Origin of the sequence: Streptomyces winkii (genome assembly GCF_032248595.1) — a bacterium.
Classification (GTDB): Bacteria; Actinomycetota; Actinomycetes; order Streptomycetales; family Streptomycetaceae; genus Streptomyces; species Streptomyces winkii.
Genome location: NZ_JASTTH010000002.1, coordinates 53,993 through 74,686 on the forward strand (window position 1 = coordinate 53,993; position 20,694 = coordinate 74,686).

A 20,694-nucleotide genomic window follows, 5' to 3' on the forward strand; every position below is an offset into this window, starting at 1 on the left:
ATCGCCGCGACCGTGCTCTGGCTGTGATGACTCACAGGGCAGGCGCTAGGCGCTCGCCATCATTCCGAGACTGGCGCCGGTCCGCCACATAGGCCGCAGGGCCAGCTCGGTCAGGCGCCAGCCGTCGGGCGTCAGCGCGGCGACCGCTCGTATCACGCCGCCGGCCACGAAGTGCGTCACCAGTTCGTGCGGGTCGCGATGCCCGTCGCCCCACAGGTGCATGGCCTGCATGTTGGCGCGGATCCGCGCGGTGTCGCCGTCCCGCTCGACGAGGTGGTTCGTGAGCATGTGATGCGTGAACCGGAACCGGGCGAAGCTCGCGGACTGCCGGGCGAGGATCTCGTCCCGGCCGGTCAGCGTCTCGCCGTTGGGGCGGACGATCCTGCCGTCGGGCGTGAACGTCGCCGCCACCACCTCGGCGTCCAGCCCCTTGTCGTCCACCGCCGCGAAGTACCTGCTCAGCAGAGTGGCCAGTGCGTCGTCAACGTTCATCAATTACTCCTGGATACACCGTAGCCGATTCTGGATACACTGTAGCCAGAATCGAGCGGGAAGGGCACCCATGCTGACGTGGAGCAAGCAGCGCACACCCCGGCGCCGTGGCGCGCCGGACCTCGCACAGATCGTCCAAGTCGCCATCGACCTTGCCGACGCCGAGGACCTCACCGCGGTGTCCATGCGCCGCGTCGCCACCGCCTTGAAGTCAGGCACGGCGTCGCTGTACCGGATCTTCGACAGCCGCGAGGAGCTGCTCGACCACATGGTTGACACGGCACTCGGGGAGTCCCTGCCCGCAGAGCGCTCCGGCGACTGGCGAGCAGACCTCAGGCGGCTCGCCCAGGCCCGCCGCGCGCTCCTGCTCCGCCATCCCTGGCTGGGCTCGGAGCTTGCCGGACGCCCTGCACTTGGCCCCCACGCGCTGGCGCACCACGAAGGGGCACTCGCCGCCGTGGCCGGCTTGACGGAGGACCCGACGGCGGCCGGCAGCGCAGTCGAGACGGTACTGGCCTACGTGCTCGGCGCCGTGGCGCGGGAACTCGCCGAGGCGAACATCCAGCGCCGCTCCGGCCTGACCGAGGAGCAATGGCGAACCACTGTCGGGCCTTACCTCCAGGACGTCCTGCGCACCGGTGCATATCCGCATCTCAGCCGCGTCATCCACGAGGCCACCGACCTCGACAACGACGTCCGCTTCGAACGCGGTCTCACGCACATCCTCAACGGCCTCGATGGATCGGCCCCGGTGCGCTAAGGCCGGTGCCCGGGGCGGGACGTGGTCTTACGTGTGAGGTCGACGAAATCCGGCTCGAACCCGGGAGTGGTGTTGACCGCTTCCCACAGCCGCTTGCGCCCCGCGGTCGAGATGGGGAGCAGCTTGCCGGAATCGTGGACAGCGGACAGCAACGCGTCGTCGTCCTCTGCTGAGCGCCGCAACGGGCGGGGATTGCTCGTGTCCAGGGCACGGGACACGACCGCCCCCAGCGGTCCCGCCGACATGAGGTCCAGAGCCGTCCCGTAGTCCGCGCCGAGGACATCGGCCAGATCCAGGGCTTCGCGGATTCCGGCCTCTGCGGCCATGATCGCCACATTGGTGATGAGCTTGTATGCCACGCCTGCCCCGAAGTCGCCGACGTGCCGGACCTTGCCGAGGGAAGTGAGCACTGGCTCGACAACGGCGACGGTTCTCTCGGGGCCGCCCACGAGAAAAGTCAGCGACTTCTCCCGTGCGTACCGCACGCCGCCGACCATCGGAGCGTCGAGGACAGCGACACCGTCCGGTGCCTGGGCATTGATCCCCTCGACGGCGGTGGGCGTGGTCGTCGAGCCGATCAGGACGACAGAGCCGCTGCTGGTACCCGCCAAGATGCCGTCGGCCGCGAGATACGCCGCCGGGATGTCCTCCGCCATCACCAGACCCAGCACGACATCGGCACCGCGTGCCGCGGCGGCCGGTGACGAGGCCGCTTCCGCGCCGGCGTCGCGCGCTCTGTCCAGCCGTTCGGGGACGGGGTCGAACGCCGTCACCTCATGACCGGCCGACACCAGATGGGGCACGATTTCGGCGCCCATGTCACCGATGCCGATGACCGCCACTGCCGTCATCCGACCACTCCTCCACCGTTGGCTCTGCTTCATGGGTAACCCCGCGTCGACCGCGCCGCAACCAAGCACTGTTCGGTGGGGAAGGCGAGCGATCGTGCCTCCCAGCGGCCGCTGTTCCCAGGCCTGGAAAGGCCCGAACCGATAACCGCGGGCCGTGGTCACGTCGCATCACTACGATCCGGCGCATGGCCACAACCCACCACGCAGTCATCGACGTCCTTGCCGGCTATCGGCCGAAAACCGCGGCGGAACTCGCCGATGTGAACCGGGTAAATGCCCTCGTCGAGGTGGATGACCCTTGGCTGTGGACGAACCCCCTGCACGTCACGGCATCGGCGCTGATCGTGCACCCGGGCAGCGGCCGGGTGCTGCTGCGCTGGCACCCGCGCCACCAGTCGTGGCTGCTGGTCGGCGGGCACGCCGATCCGGGTGAGTACGCTCCGCTCGCCATCGCTCTCCGGGAAGCACATGAGGAGACGGGGCTGCCCGACCTTTCGCCGTGGCCGGATCCGGAAGTACGGCATCTGGCGATCGTGCCGGTCCCGGCGAACAGCCAGGAGGAGCCGCACGAACATGCGGACCTGCGGTTCGTGCTGGCCACCCAAGTTCCCGAGGTGGCGCGGCCAGAGAACCCGGACGCACCACTGCGGTGGCTGTCACTGGAGGAGGCACGGATGGCGATCACCGAGGCCAACATCCAGGACACGCTGTCCCGGGTGGAACCTCTGCTCGCAGGCTGAGCCTTCTACAGCAAAGGCCCAGTTCAGACTGCACATCGACAGGAGCTGTACCCCACGCCGTTCAGGCGTTGTACGGCCTCCGGATGCCCTGGGTGAGCTTGGCCGTGGCCTCCCACAGCGAACGCTGAACAGCTTCAGTGCGCCCGATCTCAGGGCATGGCAACGCCTTGGCGGTCTTGGCGGCGAAGTAGCCACCGGCGCTGTCGGCGAACTCAGGGTCGCTAGCGAGCTTCACGATGATGTCAGCCCCTTGCTGAGGGTTGCCGATGTTCAGCGTGGTCAGCACCTTCTCCAGCGCGCCGGAGAGGGGGAGTTCGCGCCCCAGGCCGGTGGCGTTGAACCCCGGGCAGCAACAGGTGACCGCGACACCCGCGCTCTGGAGCTGACGGCCGAGCTCCTCGGTGAACATGATGTCCATCAGTTTGGATCGGCCATACAGCGTGCTCGACTCGCGACGCGTGAAGGGTGCCGTGTCGGTGAGGTCCTTGAGCGGGTCGATACTGCCGGCCCGGAGCGAAGCCCGGGAGGCGACCGTGACGATCCGGGCGGGCGCCGACGCTGTGAGCCTGTTGCGCAGGACGTCGGTGAGCAACCAGGGCGCGAGGTAGTTCACGGCGGTCATCTCGGCGTACCCCTCGGCGGTGACCCGCTGGGAGAAGGCGTGCAAACCCGCGTTGTTGATCAGTACGTCGATCCGCGGATAGTGCGCTGCAATCTCCTCACCTGCCCGGCGCACCTCGGCGAGCAGGGACAGATCAGCGAGGAAGACGTCGACCGGGGTGCCCGGCGCGACCTGCTCGACCTCCTGTCGCAGCACATCGGCCTTCGACCGGCTACGGGCGACGACGGCGAGGTGGGCGCCGCGGCGGGCCAGGTCGAGAGTAGCGAGCCGGCCCATGCCGTTCGTGGCACCGGTCATGACGGTGACGGGCCGCACATCCATGAAGGTCTTCTCCCTCCCCGTTATTGTTGAGGTACCTCATTAATAACACTCTATGAGGTACCTCAACAACTGAGCCGGAAGAGCCCCGACCAGAACCGGAGGAGAGATGGCCGAGAGCGGTCGCGAAGTGACGCCCGTAGAGATCGGGCTGCGGTACCTGTCGCTCGCGCACCATCTGCGCAAAGTGGTCGACGACGAGATGACGGCCGGGGGACTCTCTCTTGCCCGCACGAAGGTCTTGCAGGTTCTCGAACGCCGAGGCCCGGTCAGGCAGTCGACGCTGGCACGGGAACTCAGCCAGGCCCCCCGCTCAGTCACCCAGTTCGTCGAGGCGCTGGAACGTGAGGGATTGGTCGAGCGGGCGGCAGATCCCGATGACGCACGCTCTAAACTGGTCCGCCTCACGCCGCAGGGGAGCAAGGCGCTCGCCGCGGGGACGGCGGCGGGGGAACACGTGCTGCGGCTGGTCTTCGGGGCAATGGAATACGACCAGTTGACGGACCTGGACCAACTTCTGGATGCCCTCCAGGCGGGCCTGTCGGAAGCCGGCAGGCGCTGAGCGTGTGACGGCCCATGATCGAAGCCACGGAGACCGGAGGCCACGGCCAAGCTCTTGAGCCCCTCAACCGCCCGCGTACACAAGGGGATCGAGGCTCTTGCCGTCGTCGCTGACGGTGATGCAGGGCGGCCGCTCGCGGCGGTGGGTGGCTGTGGCGAAGCCAGTATCGGGACACGCTCGCCGGTGTGGTGGCAGCCAGTACCGCCCCGGACAGCGGTCGACAGATCAAGACACAGGGCAACAACAGCCCAGCCGTATCGCGGCTCAGACCACAACCGCAGCGGCCGCCACGTCCTCACAGTCGCATCGGGTCTCGATGCCGAAGCGTCCGTCCACGTCCCATACGGGCAGGGAACAGGTCAGGTCACGGCTTTCCTGTCCGTACGGGCCGCTGCCGTGAGTCAACTCGGGGTAACAGTTGCGGGCGCTGTCTTGACCCGTGCTCACCGGGGTTCGTAGCGTGCCCGCCGTACTTCGCAATAATGACGCCCCGTCATTATATTGATGACAGTGGGGTGCTGACCAGCAGTTGACTGAGGCGGGGGAGGTCAGGCGTGACGCAGCTGAGCCGATGGGCAGGAACCGCGCTTGTATGGGCCCTGTTCGGTGCCGGTTCGCCCGGCACCGAAGCGGACCAAGCTGCTTGCCGAGCAGATCGCCGGCGAAGACCCCTCTCTTTCGCCCGAGTTGGTTCACAAGACCGCTGCGGCCATCGGCGATGTCGCCGACATCGCGGCGAAGCCCGACCCGCAGCAGCTCGCTCAACTCGGCGCGTACGGCAGGGTCCTGGCGACGTCCATCGTGCAGATCGCCGCGATCAGCGCCGCCAACCGGCCGCCCAGCGTGGACAGCATCGTGGGCACGGTGAAGGGCGGCGGAATGGTGGGGCCGCCGAACTCTCCCTGCTGACAACGGGGTTGCCGATGTACGAGGCGAGCCCGAACGCGCCTCAGGCGGCCGACATGCTCGGCCTGCCGGACCCGACCACCAAGAACGGCGCGAAGGCATTCAGCGCCCTTCCGAAGGAACTGCGCACGCCGGAGCTCACGAAGGTGCTGCACATGTTCACAGAATTCGGCAGGACGCTGAACAGCGTCGACAAGTTCAAGTTCATGACTCTGGCCCGGCAGATCGCGATCACCGCGGCGGGTCAGGCCGGGCCGGGTTCGTCGCGCGCGTCGATGCGTCAGTCCGAGGAATCGCGGTTGTAGGTCCTGTGGACCCCGGCATCCGGCACGAATCCGCTTCGTCGTAGAGGCGCGTCGTGCCAGTGGGCTGGCCGGCAACGGAACGGACAGGCCAGCCCGTAGACAACCGCAAAACACGGCTCCTCAACTCCATACCGCAGCAAGCCCATAAACCGGCGCCAAATGCGCGTCGACAGAGGAAAGGAAGACGAATGGCAGGACGACATCGTGGTCGCCCAAGAGCGGCGTTGAACCGTAAGTTGCCGGCATCCACCGCTCTGCGCACTGGATTCGTTGTGGCGGGTGCCGTTGTCGCGAGTGTCGTGGCCGCCGGAACGGCATCCGCAGACGACACCGGGCCGGGACCCAACTCAAGCGCGAGTGCACCCGGGCCTGCGAATGATGCTCCGGACCCGGGTCCTGGTGGTCCGGCTCCGGGTCCTGCGAATGATGCTCCGGACCCGGGTCCTGGGGGTCCGCCTGCGGGTCCTGCGAATGATGGTCCGGCTCCGGGTCCTGGGGGTCCGCCTGCGGGTCCTGCGAATGATGGTCCGGCTCCGGGGCCTGGTGGTCCGCCTGCGGGTCCTGCGAATGATGGTCCGCCTCCGGGTCCTCGGGCTCCGGGGCCTGGGGATGATGGTCCGGCGCCCGCTGAGGCTCCCGGTCCTCCGCCGGGGCCTGCGAACGATGGTCCTCCGGCTCCGGGGCCTGGGGGCGATGGTCCGGCGCCCGCTGAGGCTCCCGGTCCTCCGCCGGGGCCCGCGAACGATGGTCCTTCGGCTCCGGGACCCGCTGGTCCGCCTCCGGGTCCCGCCAATGATGCTCCGCCTCCGGGTCCTCCGGCTCCGGGGCCCGTGAATGGTGCTCCGGCTCCGGGGCCTGGGGATGATGGTCCGGCGCCCGCTGAGGCTCCCGGTCCGCCGCCAGGGCCTGCGAACGATGGTCCTCCGGCTCCGGGTCCCGGTGGTCCGCCTCCGGGGCCCGCCAATGATGCTCCGGCTCCGCCTCCGGGTCCTCCGGCTCCGGGGCCCGCGAACGATGCTCCGGCGCCGCCGCCGGGGCCTGCCAACGATGGTCCTCCGGCTCCGGGACCCGCTGGTCCGCCTCCGGGGCCCGCCAATGATGCTCCGGCTCCGCCTCCGGGTCCTCCAGCTCCGGGGCCCGCGAACGATGCTCCGGCGCCGCCGCCGGGGCCTGCTGGGCCTCCCGCTCCTGGGCCCGATGCTCCGCCGCCGGGACAGGCTCCGGCTCCGGCGCCTGTTGGTCCTCCCGCTCCCGGGCCCGCCGCTCCGCCGCCTGCTGGTGGTCCGCCGGCCCCGCTCCCGCCGGGGGCACCTGTTCCGCCCCCGCCGGGAGCACCTGTTCCCCCACCGCCCGGGGCACCGGCCCCGCCCCCGCCGGGGGCACCTGTTCCCCCGCCGCCTGGGGCACCCGCACCCCCGCCGGCGGAGCCCCCGGTGCGCAGCGACGACACGTGGACGATCGCCGTGGGCGGTGCCGGCGACCAGCAGGCAAGGGTCTTCACGGACGCCAACGCCGCAGCCGTGGACCAGCCCGTCGGCTACTCGGCGGCCCTCTTCGGACCGAGCACCCGGCAGGGCGTGGACGAGCTGAACCGGCTGGTCCGGGAGCACCGGGCGGCAAACCCGGACCAGCACATCAAGGTCATCGGCTACTCGCAGGGCGCGGCCGTCGTACACACCTGGACGTCGGAGAACGCCGGGACGATCGACAACGTCAACTCCGTGCTCATCGCCGATCCGAAGCGTCAGGGTGGCCCCGGCACCGGCACGGACGGCCTGTCCGGCCAGCCGCTCGGGCAAGTTGCGGGCCCGCCCACCTCCGGCGTGGACCAGAACTTCGGCAACGTCCCCACCACATCGGTCTGCACCGGCGACGTGATCTGTGACAGCAGTGCGCCGTCTGGCTGGGGCGGGTACATCAACGGCGATCACGGCAACTACTCGTTCAACGCCGACGACTACGCCGACAACGGCAACGGGCAGTGGTTCAACGGCCAGTACAGGCCGTGGTGAACGCACTGCACTGCTGAGAACAGCCGGCCCGGTCATGCACGGCATGACCGGGCCGGTCTCAACTCGATGCCGGCGGCCGCGAAGACCGCGGAGGTGGCTGCGGACGCGGACGCATGACCCGGCCTCATCGGGACGGTTCGGGGTTCGGTTCCTGGCCGCCTCGACCCTGACCGGGATCGTCCGCAAGCACCCGCGGTGGTACGCCCCGGTCGAGCACGACCGCCCTGCCCGCCGCGGTCTCGTCCGTGATCAGTGCGACGACGTGGTCGCACAGTTCCTTCAACGGTACGAGCGGCGGCTGAGCCGCCCGCTCCTGCGGGCTCATCGCGGCCAACTCCCGGCGCGCACGGTCCGTTTCGATCCAGTCGGGCACGACGCAGCTGACGCGTACGGAGTGGGTGCGCTCCAGGTGTACGAGCGACGTGCTGGCCCGGATCAGGCCCGCCTTGGCCGCGGCGTACTCCGCCGACGGGTGGTGGCGGGTGCCCAGACCCGCCGTGGAGCCGATGTTGACGACGGCGCCGCCGCCGCGACTGCTCATGGTGGCGAGGACGAGCTGGGTGGCGAGGAGCGGCGCGCGCAGGTTCAGGTCGAGAAGGGCACCCCACTGCGCCGGAGCGGCGTCGGGGAAGTGCGGCGGGATGTGGCCGCCGCCACCCGCGTTGTTGACCAGGATGTCCACACCGCCGAAGGTGTGCACGGCGGAATCCACCATGGCCCGCACCTCGGCGGCGTCGGTCACGTCCACCTCGCGGAACGCCGCTCGCCCGCCCCTGTCCCGGATGCGGCGCAGTGTCTCCTCGCCCTCCCGCGCCTCGACATCGGCGAGCAGCACGGCTGCGCCCTCGACCGCGAGCCGTTCCGCGATGGCCCGGCCACTGCCCACGGCAGCGCCGGTCACGACAGCGACCTTGTCCTCGATTCGCATCCCCGATCACCTCACCGGCCCGTGCCGTGCAGCGTGCCCTCGGCCGCCCCGGTCCGGGTGACCGGAGACAGGTCGTCATGCTGGCAGCGACCACTGACGACGCGGGTGCCGGAGCAGCCCCAGGCCGCCGTCGTCGCTGAGGTAACGGGCCCTACGGCGGTGTGGGCTCGCTTCGCGCCCACACCGTCCGGCGACCTCTCGCTCGGGCGACGCCCGGCTCTCCGCCCGGCCATGGCCCGCGCGGCTCTCCGCGCCGCAGGCCCAACTCCCTGACGCGACCGGCGAGTCCGCCGGGGGCTGGGCAGCTGAGCTACCCCCGCTGCTGCGAGGCCACGTCTCTCGCGCTCGAAAAAATCTGTGGGGGATGTCGCGGCCCATCGGTACCGTGCTGCGGGTGATCGTGCGACGCACATTGCGGACCGGGCCAGCCGTGCGCCCGCCTGCCCCGGGGGAGTTCAGCCCGATAAAAAGTCACGACGAGTCCGGCTCCGTGCTTACGGCCCTGAAGGTGCTGAACCGGTGGTGAGCAGCGACCTGGTGGTCGTCGGCGCCGGCATCGTCGGTGCCTCGGTGGCCTATCACGCCGCCCGCGCCGGTGCCGTCGTGACTCTCCTCGACGCCGCGCGGCCGGGCGCCGGTGTGACGGCGAACTCGTTCGCCTGGATCGGAGCGTCCGGTGTACGTACCGGTCCAGCTGCCGCGCTGCGGGCGACCGCGACGGAGGAGTACCGCCGGCTCGAGGCCGAGCTGCCGGGACTCCCGGTGACCTGGTCCGGCTCCCTGTCCTGGGGCACTGCGGACCGGGCGCCAACGGCGGGGCCCGGGCAGCAGATCGTGAACGCCGCCACGGTGGCGACGCTCGAGCCCAACCTGCGGCAGCCCCCGGAGTGGGCCGTCTGGTCACCCGGTGACGGCGCCGTCGACCCGGTGGGCGTGACCGAGCGGCTGGTCGCGGGTGCCCGCGACCACGGCGCCCGGGTCCGTCCGGACACCCCGGTCACCGCGCTCAGCCGGGACGCCGCGGGCCGGGTCGTCGGGGTCGAGACGGCCGCGGGTCCCCTCTCCGGTGCGACGGTGGTGCTCGCGGCAGGCGTGGCCACGGCCGCGCTGAGCGCGCCGCTCGGCATACGCGTCCCGGTCGACCCGTCGCCGGCGACGCTCTTCCAGTTCAGCGCTCCGGCCGGTCTGGTCCACACCGTGGTCAACAACCGGGACTTCGATCTCCGGCAGGTCGCCGCGGACCGTCTGATCGCCGCCGCGGACTCTCCCGAACGGACTCTCGCCGCCGTCCGGTCCACGTTCCGCGGCGCCGAGAACGTCGAGCTGCTCAGCACCCGGGTCGGCGTACGCCCCATGCCGGCCGACGGCGAGCCGATCGTCGGCCCGGTCGCCGAGGTGCCCGGCCTCTACGTGGCGGTGCTGCACTCCGCGGTCACGCTCGGCCCGGTCGTGGGCCGCCTGGTCGCACGGGAGTTGGCCGACGGTGCCGTCGAGCCGGCGCTGGCGGGCTGCCGTCCCGACCGCTTCTAGGGCGCCGGCATCAGGCCGAGAGGCCAAGATGACCGCGCGGGCGCAGTACGTCGTGGAGCGGCAGGAGGGTCGCCACAGGGAGGCCGTCGTGGCGGCGCAGGGATCTGCCGCGGAGTTGGGGGCGAGGAATGGCCGTTCCGCATGCGCAGGAGGCCGACGCCGGGGCACCGGCCTCGCGCTTTCACCAAACGCGGTGTCCGATGGGTGGCTGCGTAAGAGCTCGTCTCATTTGGCTTGCGCGTCGATAGCCTGCGGCTGTGGGGATCGTCGAACGCATGGTGCCGGATGAGCTGGACTGGACGCGCTGCGCGATCGATTCGGTGAACATGCGGGCCCTCAAAGGGGGGATCTGACGGGGCCGAATCCTGTCGATCGGGGCAAGAACGGGTCGAAGATCCACTTGATTACCGACCGCGCCGGCCTGCCCCTGTCCATCGGCATCTCAGGGCCAACACCCACGACGGTCAGGCGCTGATACCTCTGGTCCAGGGCGTACCACCGATCCGTTCCCGCTGCGGTCGACGTCGACGCAGGGCGGGCAAGTTGCACGGTGAATCCGGCTCATGGAGTGTCCTCGCAGCGCGTCGTAGCCGGGGACTGCTGGGGGTGCACCCATGGCGGGGAGAGCCGGGGTAGCGTTATGCCCGTGGATGAGCGAAATGGGCTTGTGGTTCCGCGTTCGCTGGAGGAAGCGTGCGAGCCGCGGCGCACGGCGCTGCTGGTCTACGACATGCAGGTCGGAATCCTGGATCAGATCAGCGAGCGTGATCGTGTCATCCGCCGGGCTGTCGAGGTGGTCGAGGCAGCCAGGGCCGCGGGGGTACGCACGATCTTCCTGCGTCACGTGACGCTTCCCCCAGAGCTGATGGGCATGTCTCAACTGCGCATGTGGCGTGGCTGGCAGCGGGTCGAGCGAGCGGCCGACGTGATCTCCCCCTTCCCGCCGGATGTGGCACAGACGCAGCTCATCCCCGAGCTGCTGCCCACTGACCGCGAGGCCGTGATCGACAAGATCACCATGTCCGCGTTCGAGAGCACATGGCTCGACATCGTGCTGCGCGACTGCGGGATCACCACCGTTGCCGTCATCGGCGTCGCCATGGAGATCGGTATCGAGCCCACCGTCCGTCATGCGGCGGACCTGGGCTACATCCCGGTTGTCGTCACGGATGCCTGTGGAGGCGGTGACATAGAGGCCGCCGAGCGTTCACTGGCTGCGCTTCGATTCGCGGGCGACGCCCTGCTGACCACTACGGAGGAGTTTTGCTCCGTGCTTGCCCCCAACTGAGCCGGTCGCCGAGCCGCTCGTACGTCTGCGCAGCGTCGGCGGCCGATGGTCCGTGAACTCGTATCACCTCATGTGCCGGCGAGCCGCCGAGAGGATCGCCACCCCCCGCCGACGTCCTCGTGCTCTCTCCCCGTGTGAACCGTCCCGCTATCCGGCTCATCAAGCCCTCGAACGCCTCCTGCCGGCGGGCAGGGTCTACGCTGTGACCTGCGGCCACCGCGTGATCGTTTGTCTTCACACACCGATGATCAACGGGTGACCGCACCCGTCTCCACAGCGCGTCGGGGTCGCGCAGCGTCCGCCCGTCGTCCTGTCTCAGGAGGACATGTGCAACGTGGCGAAGTCTGGTGGGTGGAGTTCGACGAGCGGCGGCCGGTCGTGCTGCTGTCGGGAGACGACGCGTCCGGGATCCGGGTAATGCAGGTCGTCGCTCCAGCGGGTGTCGACATCACCGGCCTGGGCGTCGAAGTGACAGTAGGCGACGTGGAAGGACTGCCCTTTGAAGGCGTGCTCCGGTTCGCCTTCCCGCGTCCGGGCTTTACCCCTTGCACGTGGCTGACCATCGTGTCCCGGGACGACCTGATCGAGCGAGCGGGCGCCCTGTCCTCCGCGAAACTCAGCGAGATTGAGAACGCCCTCCGTCTCGGTGGACTCGGGTAGGCGGAGAAGAAAACGAACGCCCGCGAGGGCGTGGTCGGTCTCGTCCAGATGATCGACGCTGCCAGCTGCCTCCTCGGCACCCCTCACGATCGAGATCACGAACTACGGCCGGAGTACTAAGCAGAAAGTGCCACTGGCCAGCGAGTATGAGGACTGCTGAGGTCCTTGGTCCCCCGCTCCACCCGAGGGCAACAGGTAAGGGGAAGACCGGACGCCAGCCTCGGAACTCGCACAGGAAGCCCGCTGCCGCCTGGACACTCGGGGCGGCAGCGGGCCGGATGGGCGTCGGCCTACGGGGCAGGGGGCGGAGCAGGTGCCTCCGGTGCAGGAGGTGTCTCGGGAGTCGGAGGCGGCGCAGGAGCAGGTGCCTCCGGTGCAGGCTCGGGAGCCGGAGGCGGACCACCCTCGGGAGCCGGTGCAGGAGCTGGCTCGGGAGCCGGAGGCGGCTCAGGAGCAGGGGGTGTCTCGGGAGCCGGAGCCGGAGGCGGCTCAGGAACCGGACCAGGCGGAGCTGGCTCAGGAACCGGACCAGCTGGAGCTGGCTCAGGAGTCGGACCAGGACCAGGAGCCGGAGGTGGAGCCACCGCAGGAGTAGGAGCTGGAGCACCCTCAGGAGTCGGTCCCGGAGCCGGACCGACCGGCGCTCCTGGCACCGGGGCCGGTGCGACACCAGCGGAAATCTCCTCCGGTGTCGGCTGTGACGCCTGCCGCTCGGCCCGCTGCTCTTCGAGAGCCTGACCCGCGGCATTCCCAGGAGCCCAAGGCGAAGCCATTCCGGCCGGCATAGGCAGGAAGCCGTTGTTAACCGGTCCGGGGATGTACGGGTATCGCTCTTGACCGGGTGGTTTGGCGACCCCTGCGGAGACCTCGCCCCGAGTGGGCTGGAACGCCACGGACTGGTCCTCCACAGGATCCGGACCCCCGCCGTCGACTTCGCTCCAAGCCTGAGCCTCCGATGACTGCGGGCGCTCGGCGACGTAGGCACTCGAGTTCCACAGGGCACCTACGAGAGCGGTGACATACGGAGCCCGCTTGAGAGCCGCTTTGGACGCCTTCTTGGCGTCATCCGTGTCCGCCAGGTCGGGATGCCGATGTGCGTTCTCTGGGTCCCTGAGATCGTTCACAGCACCGACGAGCGCATCAGGCGTGGTGAAGCCGGTCCAGGCACCGTCGAAGGTGCGCCCACCCCATTCACCCCAGTCCCATTTCGGCCCCGGAGCGGGCTCGTTCGCGGGGTTGACGACCGGCTCACCGGACTGAGCGCCATCCGCCGGAGCCGGAGCCGGACCGCCCTCAGGTGGTGGCGCGGCCTCGTCCGAGGGAGAGTCCTGGCCGGTCCCGGGTTCCGGGGCACCTGTAGCTGGGGGTGTACCCGGTGAGGGTGCGCCGGGAGCCGCGGCCGGCGTTTCAGACGGACCGTCAGCGGGCGTCTGTACAGTGCCCGTTCCGCCGTACGGCCGGTCGCTCTGTGCCTCGGCGTCGCTGTCGGTCCCCTCTACGGAAGGGGCGTCGGACAGAGGATCATCAGCGTCCGGCTCGGTCTCGTCGTCAGCGTCCCCGGCGTCGCCGCCGGTGTATTCCCAGTCCTCGCCGTCCTCGTCTCCGTCATCGGAGTCCTGTACGGATCGTTCCGCGAGGCCCGTCAGATCCTCAGTCGGTACCGCGGAGTCCACGCCGGCCTCGTCGGAGGCGTGGTCTGAGTCGCCGGAGGTCTGAGATTCGGGGGCCGGCAGGGTGCGCGGGTCCTCGGCGCGGCCGGCGGCCGGATCGGCCGAGGGATGCTGCGTCCCCGGCATCGAGTAATGACGGTCCGCATGCGGCGCCTGGTCTGCGGCAGTCTCCGCCTGGTCTGCGTCAGTCTCCGCCTGGCCTGCGGCACCTGAGGCGGGCATGGCCTCGCGCGCTGGAGCGGATTCCGACTGTCCCCGATCGGACAGGTCCGGCGCCCGCAGCCCCCGCTGGATCTGACGCAACGCCGCCTCTTCCACCCCGGCGGCCCGCAACCGCTCTGTGACGCGCTCCCGTACCTCCCGGTTCAGCAACGTCTGCCCGGAGCGGGAGAAGTCCGCCCCCGTGTGCTGCGCCGACGCAGCGTCACTGACTTGCTGCTGGTACTGCTGCTGCGGCAGTTCCTGTTGCTGCTGATACTGCTGAGGCTGCTGCTGGTGCACGGTGGCGGCCTGTGCCTCGCCGGGCTGCACGGCCGCCGACAGCAGCCAGGCACCGAAGCCCAGCGCTCCCGACAGCACCGCCGTACGAACCAACTGCCGGTCCCACAGCGACTTCCCCTGCCATTCCGGCCGCGGCAACGCGAACACCGACCGTCCGGCCTGCGACGGCTCGCCGCGTCGGCAGTCACGGAGCATGCCCGGCAGGACGGCGTCCACCAGCTCGCGTATCGTGCCGGACGGCACCTCGATCACCTCACCGCCGCGCGGATACGAACGCTCCGTCGTCTCTCCGGGCGGCACCGCCACGTAGGAGACCCGCCCCAGGCCGGCCATTTCCTCCACATCGACGATCAGCGATATGGCAGCGGACAGCTCAGCACCGGTGCGCTGCGTGTCCCACCAGGCCCACAGCCGCTGCGCCGCCCCCGGGGCGGCGAACTCGTCGCCGTACATGGGCGGTACGAGTACCTTCACGTCCCCGCCGGCCTCGGCCAACCGCGACTTCAGCCCCGCAGCCACCGCATGGGCCAGTTGATAGTCCCTGACCAGCACCAGGCAGGCCTGACTCACGCCCTCTCCCGGCGATCCGGAAGGCGTCTTCACCTGACGATGACGGCCAGTTGGACCCGGGACTTTCCGTAGATTCATACGTGGCACCTCTTCACGACCGGGCGCACCGCCCCAGCCCGTTCACCGCTGAACATGGCAGGACAAGCTCCAGGCTTCCTTTGGGCCCGGCGACGCTACGGGGCGCCACCTGAGACCCCTCCCTACGCCCTGGTAGGCAACGAACCACAAATGACCAACGGATCGGCGTCCTGGCGGTTCGCGACAGCGGCCAACCTCGCGCCTTCGCGTGGCTCGGTGTCCAACAGGTGATCACGTAAGCAGACGCCCGCAAGGAACGGCCCCACCCCTGTGCCCAGTTGCACATCACCGACGCCGAAGGCCGCCGGATCACCTGCAACACCCGCGACGTCCCGACCGCCGCACGAGAGATCGAGGCTAGCCAACGGGCCAACCGCTGCCCGATTCTGGGAGTCGACACGACCACACGAGCGACCACACGAGCAACCGCACAGCCGCTTACCAATCGGGGGAGACCATGGCGGAAGGGCAGAAGGCGATGGCGTGGATCGGCGTCGCGGCATCAGCCGTAGCCGTGCTCGCGTTCTTCGGCATCACCAGCTTCGACGAGCTCCGGAACGCGATCGATCCGGCGGGCGCCTCGTCGGATGCCTGCGAACAGGCAGCGAAGGCAACCCAAGAGCTCCGTGACAAGGAGGGATCGAACGACTTCGACGGTAGCGAAGCGTTCGGCGACTACGCCCCGAAGATCCGTTCAGCGGCAGGGAAAGCCGGAGATCAGAAGCTGAAGAGCCTCATGCTCGACGACGCGGATGCGGCCGAAGACATGGCTGACGAGTACGCGCGGAACGACACCTACTCGGTCTCCTCCAACAACCGGCTCGCCGCTGCACGTAATCAATGGACAGGAATCTGCGACAAGTCGAGCTAAGGGGTGTCCCGTGACTGCTGGTCACGGATGGATGACCTTGATGTGTTCTGGGCCCACGGGCCGACGACGCGGGAGCCGGCGACCTGATCGTCCCCGTCCCGGCGGCCATGAGATGGTCGGTGCCGCGTCCGGTCCGATTCACCGGCGCCCGCCGGCAGCACTGCCGTCGAGAACGGGCATGCTGCGGTGGCGAGGTGGGAGCTGCGGGCGTCAGGGCTCGTACGGCTGCGTGGCTCCGACGGTGAACTCCGGTTGCCCGCCCCTCAGTTCACCGCCGACGCAGACAGCTCGCAGGCCCGTAGGTCCGTAGGCCCGATCAGGAGTACGCCCGATGCCCGACGCCTCCTACCCGGAAGGTCTGCCCGACGCCGGCAACCTCACGGACGCCGAACTCCGCGCGGAGCGCGACCGGTTGGTGTCCGTCCTCGGCGGCCCGGGCCCGGGTCCGAGCGGCCCCGTCGGAGGACTCGACACCGCGACCGCGTGGGGCGTCGCCGGTGAGTGGAGTCTGGCGCTCCATATGCGCGAGGGCGAGGCCGGGGACCTGGCGCAGGCCGCCGGTGCGCTGGAGCGTGCGGTGGACGGGACGGCCGACTCCTCCGAGCGTGCCGTCTGGCGCGTACTGCTCGGGCATGTCCAGGCACTCGGATTCGATCTGCAACCCGGTCCCGCGCGGGCGCGGCAGGCGTACGACACGCTGCTCCTGGGCGTGAGCGAGCTGGAGGAGGGCGAAGAACACGCGGGCTACGAGGAGTTGCTGCATGTGGGGCGGCTCCAGCTCGCGTATGTGATGCGGATGCGCTGCGAGCGGTTCGAGGACCCCGAGGAGTGCGTACGGCTTCATGAGGAGGTGCTGCCGCGGCTGCAGGCCGCCTTCGGCCGTGGCGGGGACGGCAGCGGCAGAGACGTCGAGCTGCGTCTCCAACTCGCCGATCTGTACCGCGAACGCGGAGCCAGGACCGGCGACCCGGAGGACTTCCACCTCTCCGCCGGCCACTCACGGGCGGCGCTCGCCGTCCAGCCGCCGGACGCGGACGTCGCGCAGCTGCGTTTCGGGCTCGCGAAGGCCCTGATGCTCGGTGGACTGACGGGCGCGGACCGGGAGTTGCTGAAGCAAGCCGGCTCGGAATTCGCCATGGCGCTGGACGAGGCGGGCGGTTGGGGCGATGCAGCGGACGAGCCGGAGTGGGGCCTGGAGGCACGGGCACGGCGCGCCTTCATCACGGCAGGACTGGGGCTGGAGCGCGGCGACACCCAGGAGATGGCGCTCGCCGAGCACGGGGTCGAAGAGGTCCTGGCCGAGCCGGACTTCACGGACACCGCTCCCGCGGGCTTTCTGGATCTCTTCGCCCGGCTGCTCTACGAGCTGGCTTCGAGCCGCGCGGACGAAGCGGGCCGCGAACGTGCGCTCGGGCTGCTCAGACATGTCACCGAAACCAGGGACCCCGTACACGACGACGGTACGTGGCACGCCGCGCTGGTACTGATCGCGCTCCAGCAGAACCGCTACGGGGACGACGCCGATCCCGCCCGGCTCACGGACGTCGACCTCGGTGCGCGCGTCGTCCTGGAGAGCCCTTACGGCGACGAATACGTCCGCCACGTGTGCCGGATGGTGCGGGCGTGGGCGCGCAAGGAGCGGATCGGCCGCGGGCTGTCCGGGGCCGTCGGCGACGCCGGCGACGGCGGCGACGGCGGCGGGAGCGGCGATCACGGCGGCCTGGGCGGGCAGTTGACGCTCTCCCGCGAGTCCCTGCGCACCCTGCTGGAGCGCTACGTCGACGGGCGCAGCTACTTCGGCTTCGGCCGTCGGGCCGGGGCGAGTGCCACGGCCGGCGGGCCCCCCGCCGACGAGGAGAGGCTGCGCCGCGTCCTCGACGAGATGTACGCGCGGTGGGAGGAGCAGGAGCCGGGCAGCGACAACCGCGCCGAATTCGCCTGGTCCATCCTGGGCTTGCTCCCGTGGCTCGAAGAGCACGGCACGTACCTCGCCGGGCAGCAGAAGCGGGCGCTCATCGACTCGGCCGTCAACACACCCGGACATGCAGTCAACACACCCGGGCATGAGGACAGTTGGAGCGCTCACGAGGACATCTCCGCGGCTCCGTCGCAGACTGCCGGGGAGCAGATGACCGGTGCTCCCGTACGGCTGGAGCAGATTTACGGCCACATCGACGGTGACCTGGCCGGGTCCGGACCCGGGGCTCCCGGCAGGCCGGGACCGGAGGCCCGTCCCGGCACGTACGGGAGCCTGCTGGCCGAGACCGAGAAGGCGATCACGGACGGAGTGCGCGCTCTGCGGACGGGAGACATCGCACTGGCCGACGACGCGGTCGCCCGGCTCGCCGACGTCTACGCCGGGTTGCAGAGCGAGGACCCCTCGCGCGTCGAGCTGTGGACGGTGCTGGAGAACCTGATCCTCGAACGCGACCGGCTGGCCGGGCAGTTGGGAGTGCCGCGGCTCCGGCGGCCCCGCGGCCGTCCGTCCACCGCGGAACTGCGGCGGGACGCGGCCCGGCTTCCGCGCGGTCAGCGTGCCTGGGTGCTCGGCTCGGCGGGACTCGTACGCGGTGGCCGTGCGGCGGCGAAGCAGGACTTCAAGGGGCTGGCCGACGCCACCGAGCTGCTGGAGGAGGCGCTGGAGCTCCTGCCGGAGAACGGGGACGACTGGCTGCGGTACGCGAGCGCCCTGGGCGTCGACTACTGCTCCCTGGGCGCGGGCGAGACCCGTCTCTCCCACCGTCACCAGCGGATGGCCCAGGGGACCGGCCTGCTGGAGAAGTGCGTCCGCCTCATGGACGGGCCGTCGCACCGGTACTGGACCAGCACCAACTTCGCCCTCGCCCGCGCCTACCGCACCCGCGGAGAGGGCGACGACTGGCAGCGCAGCCGCCGTACGGGCACGGACGCCCTGCGCGGACACGCCTGGTCGACGCTGTTGCGGGCGGGTACGCCGCACGCCGCAGAAGCCGCAGCCGCCGCGACCGCCGGCGCGCTCCGCGTGGCGGCGTGGTGCGTGACGGACGGCGCGCCCGATGAGGCGGTCCTGGCGCTGGAAGCCTGCCGGGGACTGGCGCTGCACTCGGCACTCAACTCGGCGTCCGTCCCCGAACTGCTGCTGGCGGCGGGGTTCGAGGACCTGGCGCGGGAGTGGCGCGCGGCGGGCGACGGGAGCGCGAGCGGCAGCGCATTCCGCAAGGCCGCCGGGCGGGACAGCACTCTGCGCGGGCGGGTCGTCGAGGCGCTCACGAGCCCCGGCGGCAGCCCGCAGTCACGGAGCAGGCTCCTGCAACCTCCCTCTCGGGAAGAGATCTGCCGCGCGCTGCGTACGACGGAGACCGACGCGCTCGCATACCTCGTGCCCGCCTCGGACGGGGGAGGCGGCGCGGCCGTGCTCGTCACCGCGGACGGACGCCTCGGCTCGATACCGCTGCCCATGCTGAGCGAGGACGCGGCTCCGTTGAGGGCATACCGCCCGGCCGGTCACGGCGTCCGTACGACGGGCCCCGTACCCGGAGGCGATGCCGCACCTCAACCGGCGCCCCTGCGGGGGCAGTTGAACCGGCTGTGCTCGTGGGCGTGGTACGCGGCCATGGGACCGCTGATCTCGGCGCTCGAGTCCCTTCTGCCGGACGGCGACGGCCCGCCCAGAGTGGTGCTGGTACCGATGGGCAGGCTCGGCGCCGTTCCCTGGCACGCGGCGTGGAGTCCGGTGCGGGGCCCGCTGGAGGGCGGTGTGCAGGGCCCCGGCCCCGTGGACGACAGCGTGGAGGGCGGCGGGAAGCGGTACGCGATCGAGGCCGCGGAGATCTCGTACGCCGCTTCCGCACGGCTGCTGTGCGAGGTCGCCGCACGCGAGGCGCCCGCGCTCGCGGACAGCGCGCTCGTCGTCGGCGACCCGACGGGCGAGCTGCGTCACGCGGGCGAGGAAGCCGACGCGTTGCAACGGCTGCTGTATCCCGGCGCCCGCTTCCTCGGCCTGCGGGAGTCGGGCCCCGCGGACGGCAGGGGCACACCGCAGGAGGTGCTGGACTGGCTGAGCGGAGAGGAGAGCGAGGGCGCGGTGCTCCATCTCGCCTGCCACGGGACGGCCGCCGGACTCGCCGGAGACTCCGAACGCACCGGACGCGCGCGGCACTCCGCCTGCCTCTCCCTGGACGGCGGCGAGTTGACGGCCGAACAGCTCACCTGGGCACGGGGCCAAGGCTCAGCCGGTGACGGCGCCGGACCCGGCCTGGTCGTGCTGGCCGCCTGCCGCAGCGGTGTCTCCGGAGGTGGCCAGAACGACGCGTACAGCCTCTCCACCGCGTTCCTCGCCGCCGGAGCCCGGTCGGTGGTGGGCTCTCTCTGGCAGGTGCCGGACGACGCGGCGTCCGTGCTGATGTTCATGACCCACTGGTTCCTGCGCCGGGAGAAGGAGCCTCCCGGACGGGCGCTGCGCCGGGCCCAGTTGTGGATGCTGGACCCGGCGCGCACCGTCCCGGACGGAATGCCTCCGCGACTGGCCGACCAAGCTCGTACGGCCGATCCGGACGATCTCGCGGCCTGGGCGGGCTTCACACACCTGGGATGGTGAGCGGCCGGCGTGGCCGCGCCGCGAACGGGTACTCACCTGGAGCTGGAACCACGCAGATCGTGATCCTCGAACACGCCCTCGTACAGGCCTTCCAACTCGGTGGTCTCCACGATCTGGGCGAGACGCTCCAGCGAGTCCGGGCGGGTCAACTCCGCGCGGATCTCCTGGAATTCCGCGAGAGGCATGTCCAGCTCGAGTGTCGTGATCACCTGTCGCTCGTCGGCGACATTGCGGGCGACGCTGACCTTCGCGGGATATCCGTCCATGACCTCCGGAAGCCAGGCATCCCTGAACTGCTCATACGTCACGCCCGCCTTCAGGGTACGGACGAACACCGCGCGCAGCATCGCTCCTCCTTCTGCTCCTCCTTGACAGCCGAATGCCGAACGGCGCCACGCTAACCGGAGCCACTGTCAACTCCCGCCGGAACCGGCCCCCTTGCTCCCCGCAGCGA

The 20,694-nt window shown here is 70.3% G+C and carries 17 protein-coding genes and 1 pseudogene; 12 read left to right on the forward strand and 6 right to left on the reverse strand.

The annotated features are described in order from the left end of the window. Positions 1-45: 45 nt before the first annotated feature. A complete protein-coding gene (locus tag QQM67_RS04610; protein ID WP_314172291.1) occupies positions 46-492 on the reverse strand; it encodes a nuclear transport factor 2 family protein in 447 nt (148 codons plus the stop codon). A gap of 70 nt (positions 493-562) precedes the next feature. Between QQM67_RS04610 and QQM67_RS04615 the strand changes: the two genes are divergently transcribed. Then, complete coding sequence (locus tag QQM67_RS04615) at positions 563-1,252, forward strand: TetR/AcrR family transcriptional regulator (protein WP_314172292.1); 690 nt, start codon at positions 563-565, stop codon at positions 1,250-1,252. On the opposite strand, the gene QQM67_RS04620 is transcribed toward QQM67_RS04615, so the two are convergent. Then, complete coding sequence (locus tag QQM67_RS04620) at positions 1,249-2,103, reverse strand: NAD(P)-dependent oxidoreductase (protein ID WP_314172293.1); 855 nt, start codon at positions 2,101-2,103, stop codon at positions 1,249-1,251. The genes QQM67_RS04615 and QQM67_RS04620 overlap by 4 nt on opposite strands. A gap of 185 nt (positions 2,104-2,288) precedes the next feature. Here QQM67_RS04620 and QQM67_RS04625 point away from each other — a divergent pair, with 185 nt between their 5' ends. After that, positions 2,289-2,843 (forward strand): NUDIX hydrolase, encoded by a 555-nt coding sequence (locus tag QQM67_RS04625; RefSeq protein ID WP_314172294.1) that lies wholly within the window; start codon positions 2,289-2,291, stop codon positions 2,841-2,843. A 61-nt stretch (positions 2,844-2,904) separates the two neighbouring features. On the opposite strand, the gene QQM67_RS04630 is transcribed toward QQM67_RS04625, so the two are convergent. Beyond that, positions 2,905-3,786 carry an SDR family NAD(P)-dependent oxidoreductase gene (locus tag QQM67_RS04630; protein ID WP_314172295.1) on the reverse strand — a complete coding sequence of 294 codons (882 nt, stop codon included), beginning with the start codon at positions 3,784-3,786 and terminating at the stop codon, positions 2,905-2,907. Positions 3,787-3,892: 106 nt separating this feature from the next. On the opposite strand from QQM67_RS04630, the gene QQM67_RS04635 reads away from it, so the two are divergent. The 4 genes from QQM67_RS04635 (at position 3,893) to QQM67_RS04650 (ending at position 7,568) form a co-directional block, all read left to right on the forward strand. Further along, entirely contained in the window at positions 3,893-4,345 is a 453-nt protein-coding gene (locus QQM67_RS04635; RefSeq protein ID WP_314172296.1) for a MarR family winged helix-turn-helix transcriptional regulator, read from the forward strand. Between the two features lie 606 nt (positions 4,346-4,951). After that, positions 4,952-5,254 (forward strand): hypothetical protein, encoded by a 303-nt coding sequence (locus QQM67_RS04640; RefSeq protein WP_314172297.1) that lies wholly within the window; start codon positions 4,952-4,954, stop codon positions 5,252-5,254. 14 nt (positions 5,255-5,268) lie between these two features. Next, on the forward strand, positions 5,269-5,556 hold the full coding sequence (locus QQM67_RS04645; protein WP_314172298.1) for a hypothetical protein: 288 nt from the start codon (positions 5,269-5,271) through the stop codon (positions 5,554-5,556). Positions 5,557-6,989: 1,433 nt separating this feature from the next. Beyond that, positions 6,990-7,568 carry a cutinase family protein gene (locus tag QQM67_RS04650; RefSeq protein WP_314172299.1) on the forward strand — a complete coding sequence of 193 codons (579 nt, stop codon included), beginning with the start codon at positions 6,990-6,992 and terminating at the stop codon, positions 7,566-7,568. Between the two features lie 124 nt (positions 7,569-7,692). Here the strand turns inward: QQM67_RS04650 and QQM67_RS04655 are convergent, their stop codons facing one another. Beyond that, positions 7,693-8,496: an SDR family NAD(P)-dependent oxidoreductase gene (locus QQM67_RS04655; RefSeq protein WP_314172300.1), complete on the reverse strand. Its 804-nt coding sequence runs from the start codon at positions 8,494-8,496 to the stop codon at positions 7,693-7,695. A gap of 522 nt (positions 8,497-9,018) precedes the next feature. Here QQM67_RS04655 and QQM67_RS04660 point away from each other — a divergent pair. The 3 genes and pseudogenes from QQM67_RS04660 (at position 9,019) to QQM67_RS04670 (ending at position 11,314) form a co-directional block, all read left to right on the forward strand. Then, positions 9,019-10,026 (forward strand): NAD(P)/FAD-dependent oxidoreductase, encoded by a 1,008-nt coding sequence (locus tag QQM67_RS04660; RefSeq protein ID WP_314172301.1) that lies wholly within the window; start codon positions 9,019-9,021, stop codon positions 10,024-10,026. A gap of 287 nt (positions 10,027-10,313) precedes the next feature. Beyond that, positions 10,314-10,587: pseudogene (locus QQM67_RS04665) on the forward strand (transposase); the annotation flags it as partial. Between the two features lie 85 nt (positions 10,588-10,672). Beyond that, the gene (locus QQM67_RS04670; protein ID WP_314172302.1) at positions 10,673-11,314 is read left to right on the forward strand and encodes a cysteine hydrolase; all 642 of its coding nucleotides are present in this window, start codon (positions 10,673-10,675) and stop codon (positions 11,312-11,314) included. A gap of 315 nt (positions 11,315-11,629) precedes the next feature. On the opposite strand, the gene QQM67_RS30585 is transcribed toward QQM67_RS04670, so the two are convergent. Next, the gene (locus tag QQM67_RS30585) at positions 11,630-12,073 is read right to left on the reverse strand and encodes a hypothetical protein (RefSeq protein ID WP_399065278.1); all 444 of its coding nucleotides are present in this window, start codon (positions 12,071-12,073) and stop codon (positions 11,630-11,632) included. Positions 12,074-12,296: 223 nt separating this feature from the next. Between QQM67_RS30585 and QQM67_RS04680 the strand changes: the two genes are divergently transcribed. The 3 genes from QQM67_RS04680 (at position 12,297) to QQM67_RS04690 (ending at position 20,240) form a co-directional block, all read left to right on the forward strand. Next, on the forward strand, positions 12,297-12,569 hold the full coding sequence (locus tag QQM67_RS04680) for a hypothetical protein (protein ID WP_314172303.1): 273 nt from the start codon (positions 12,297-12,299) through the stop codon (positions 12,567-12,569). A 2,681-nt stretch (positions 12,570-15,250) separates the two neighbouring features. Beyond that, positions 15,251-15,664: a hypothetical protein gene (locus QQM67_RS04685; RefSeq protein ID WP_314172304.1), complete on the forward strand. Its 414-nt coding sequence runs from the start codon at positions 15,251-15,253 to the stop codon at positions 15,662-15,664. A 331-nt stretch (positions 15,665-15,995) separates the two neighbouring features. Continuing rightward, the gene (locus QQM67_RS04690) at positions 15,996-20,240 is read left to right on the forward strand and encodes a CHAT domain-containing protein (RefSeq protein WP_314172305.1); all 4,245 of its coding nucleotides are present in this window, start codon (positions 15,996-15,998) and stop codon (positions 20,238-20,240) included. 32 nt (positions 20,241-20,272) lie between these two features. On the opposite strand, the gene QQM67_RS04695 is transcribed toward QQM67_RS04690, so the two are convergent. Then, positions 20,273-20,587, reverse strand: coding sequence for a hypothetical protein (locus QQM67_RS04695; protein ID WP_314172306.1), 315 nt, complete (start codon positions 20,585-20,587; stop codon positions 20,273-20,275). Between the last annotated feature and the right edge of the window lie 107 nt (positions 20,588-20,694).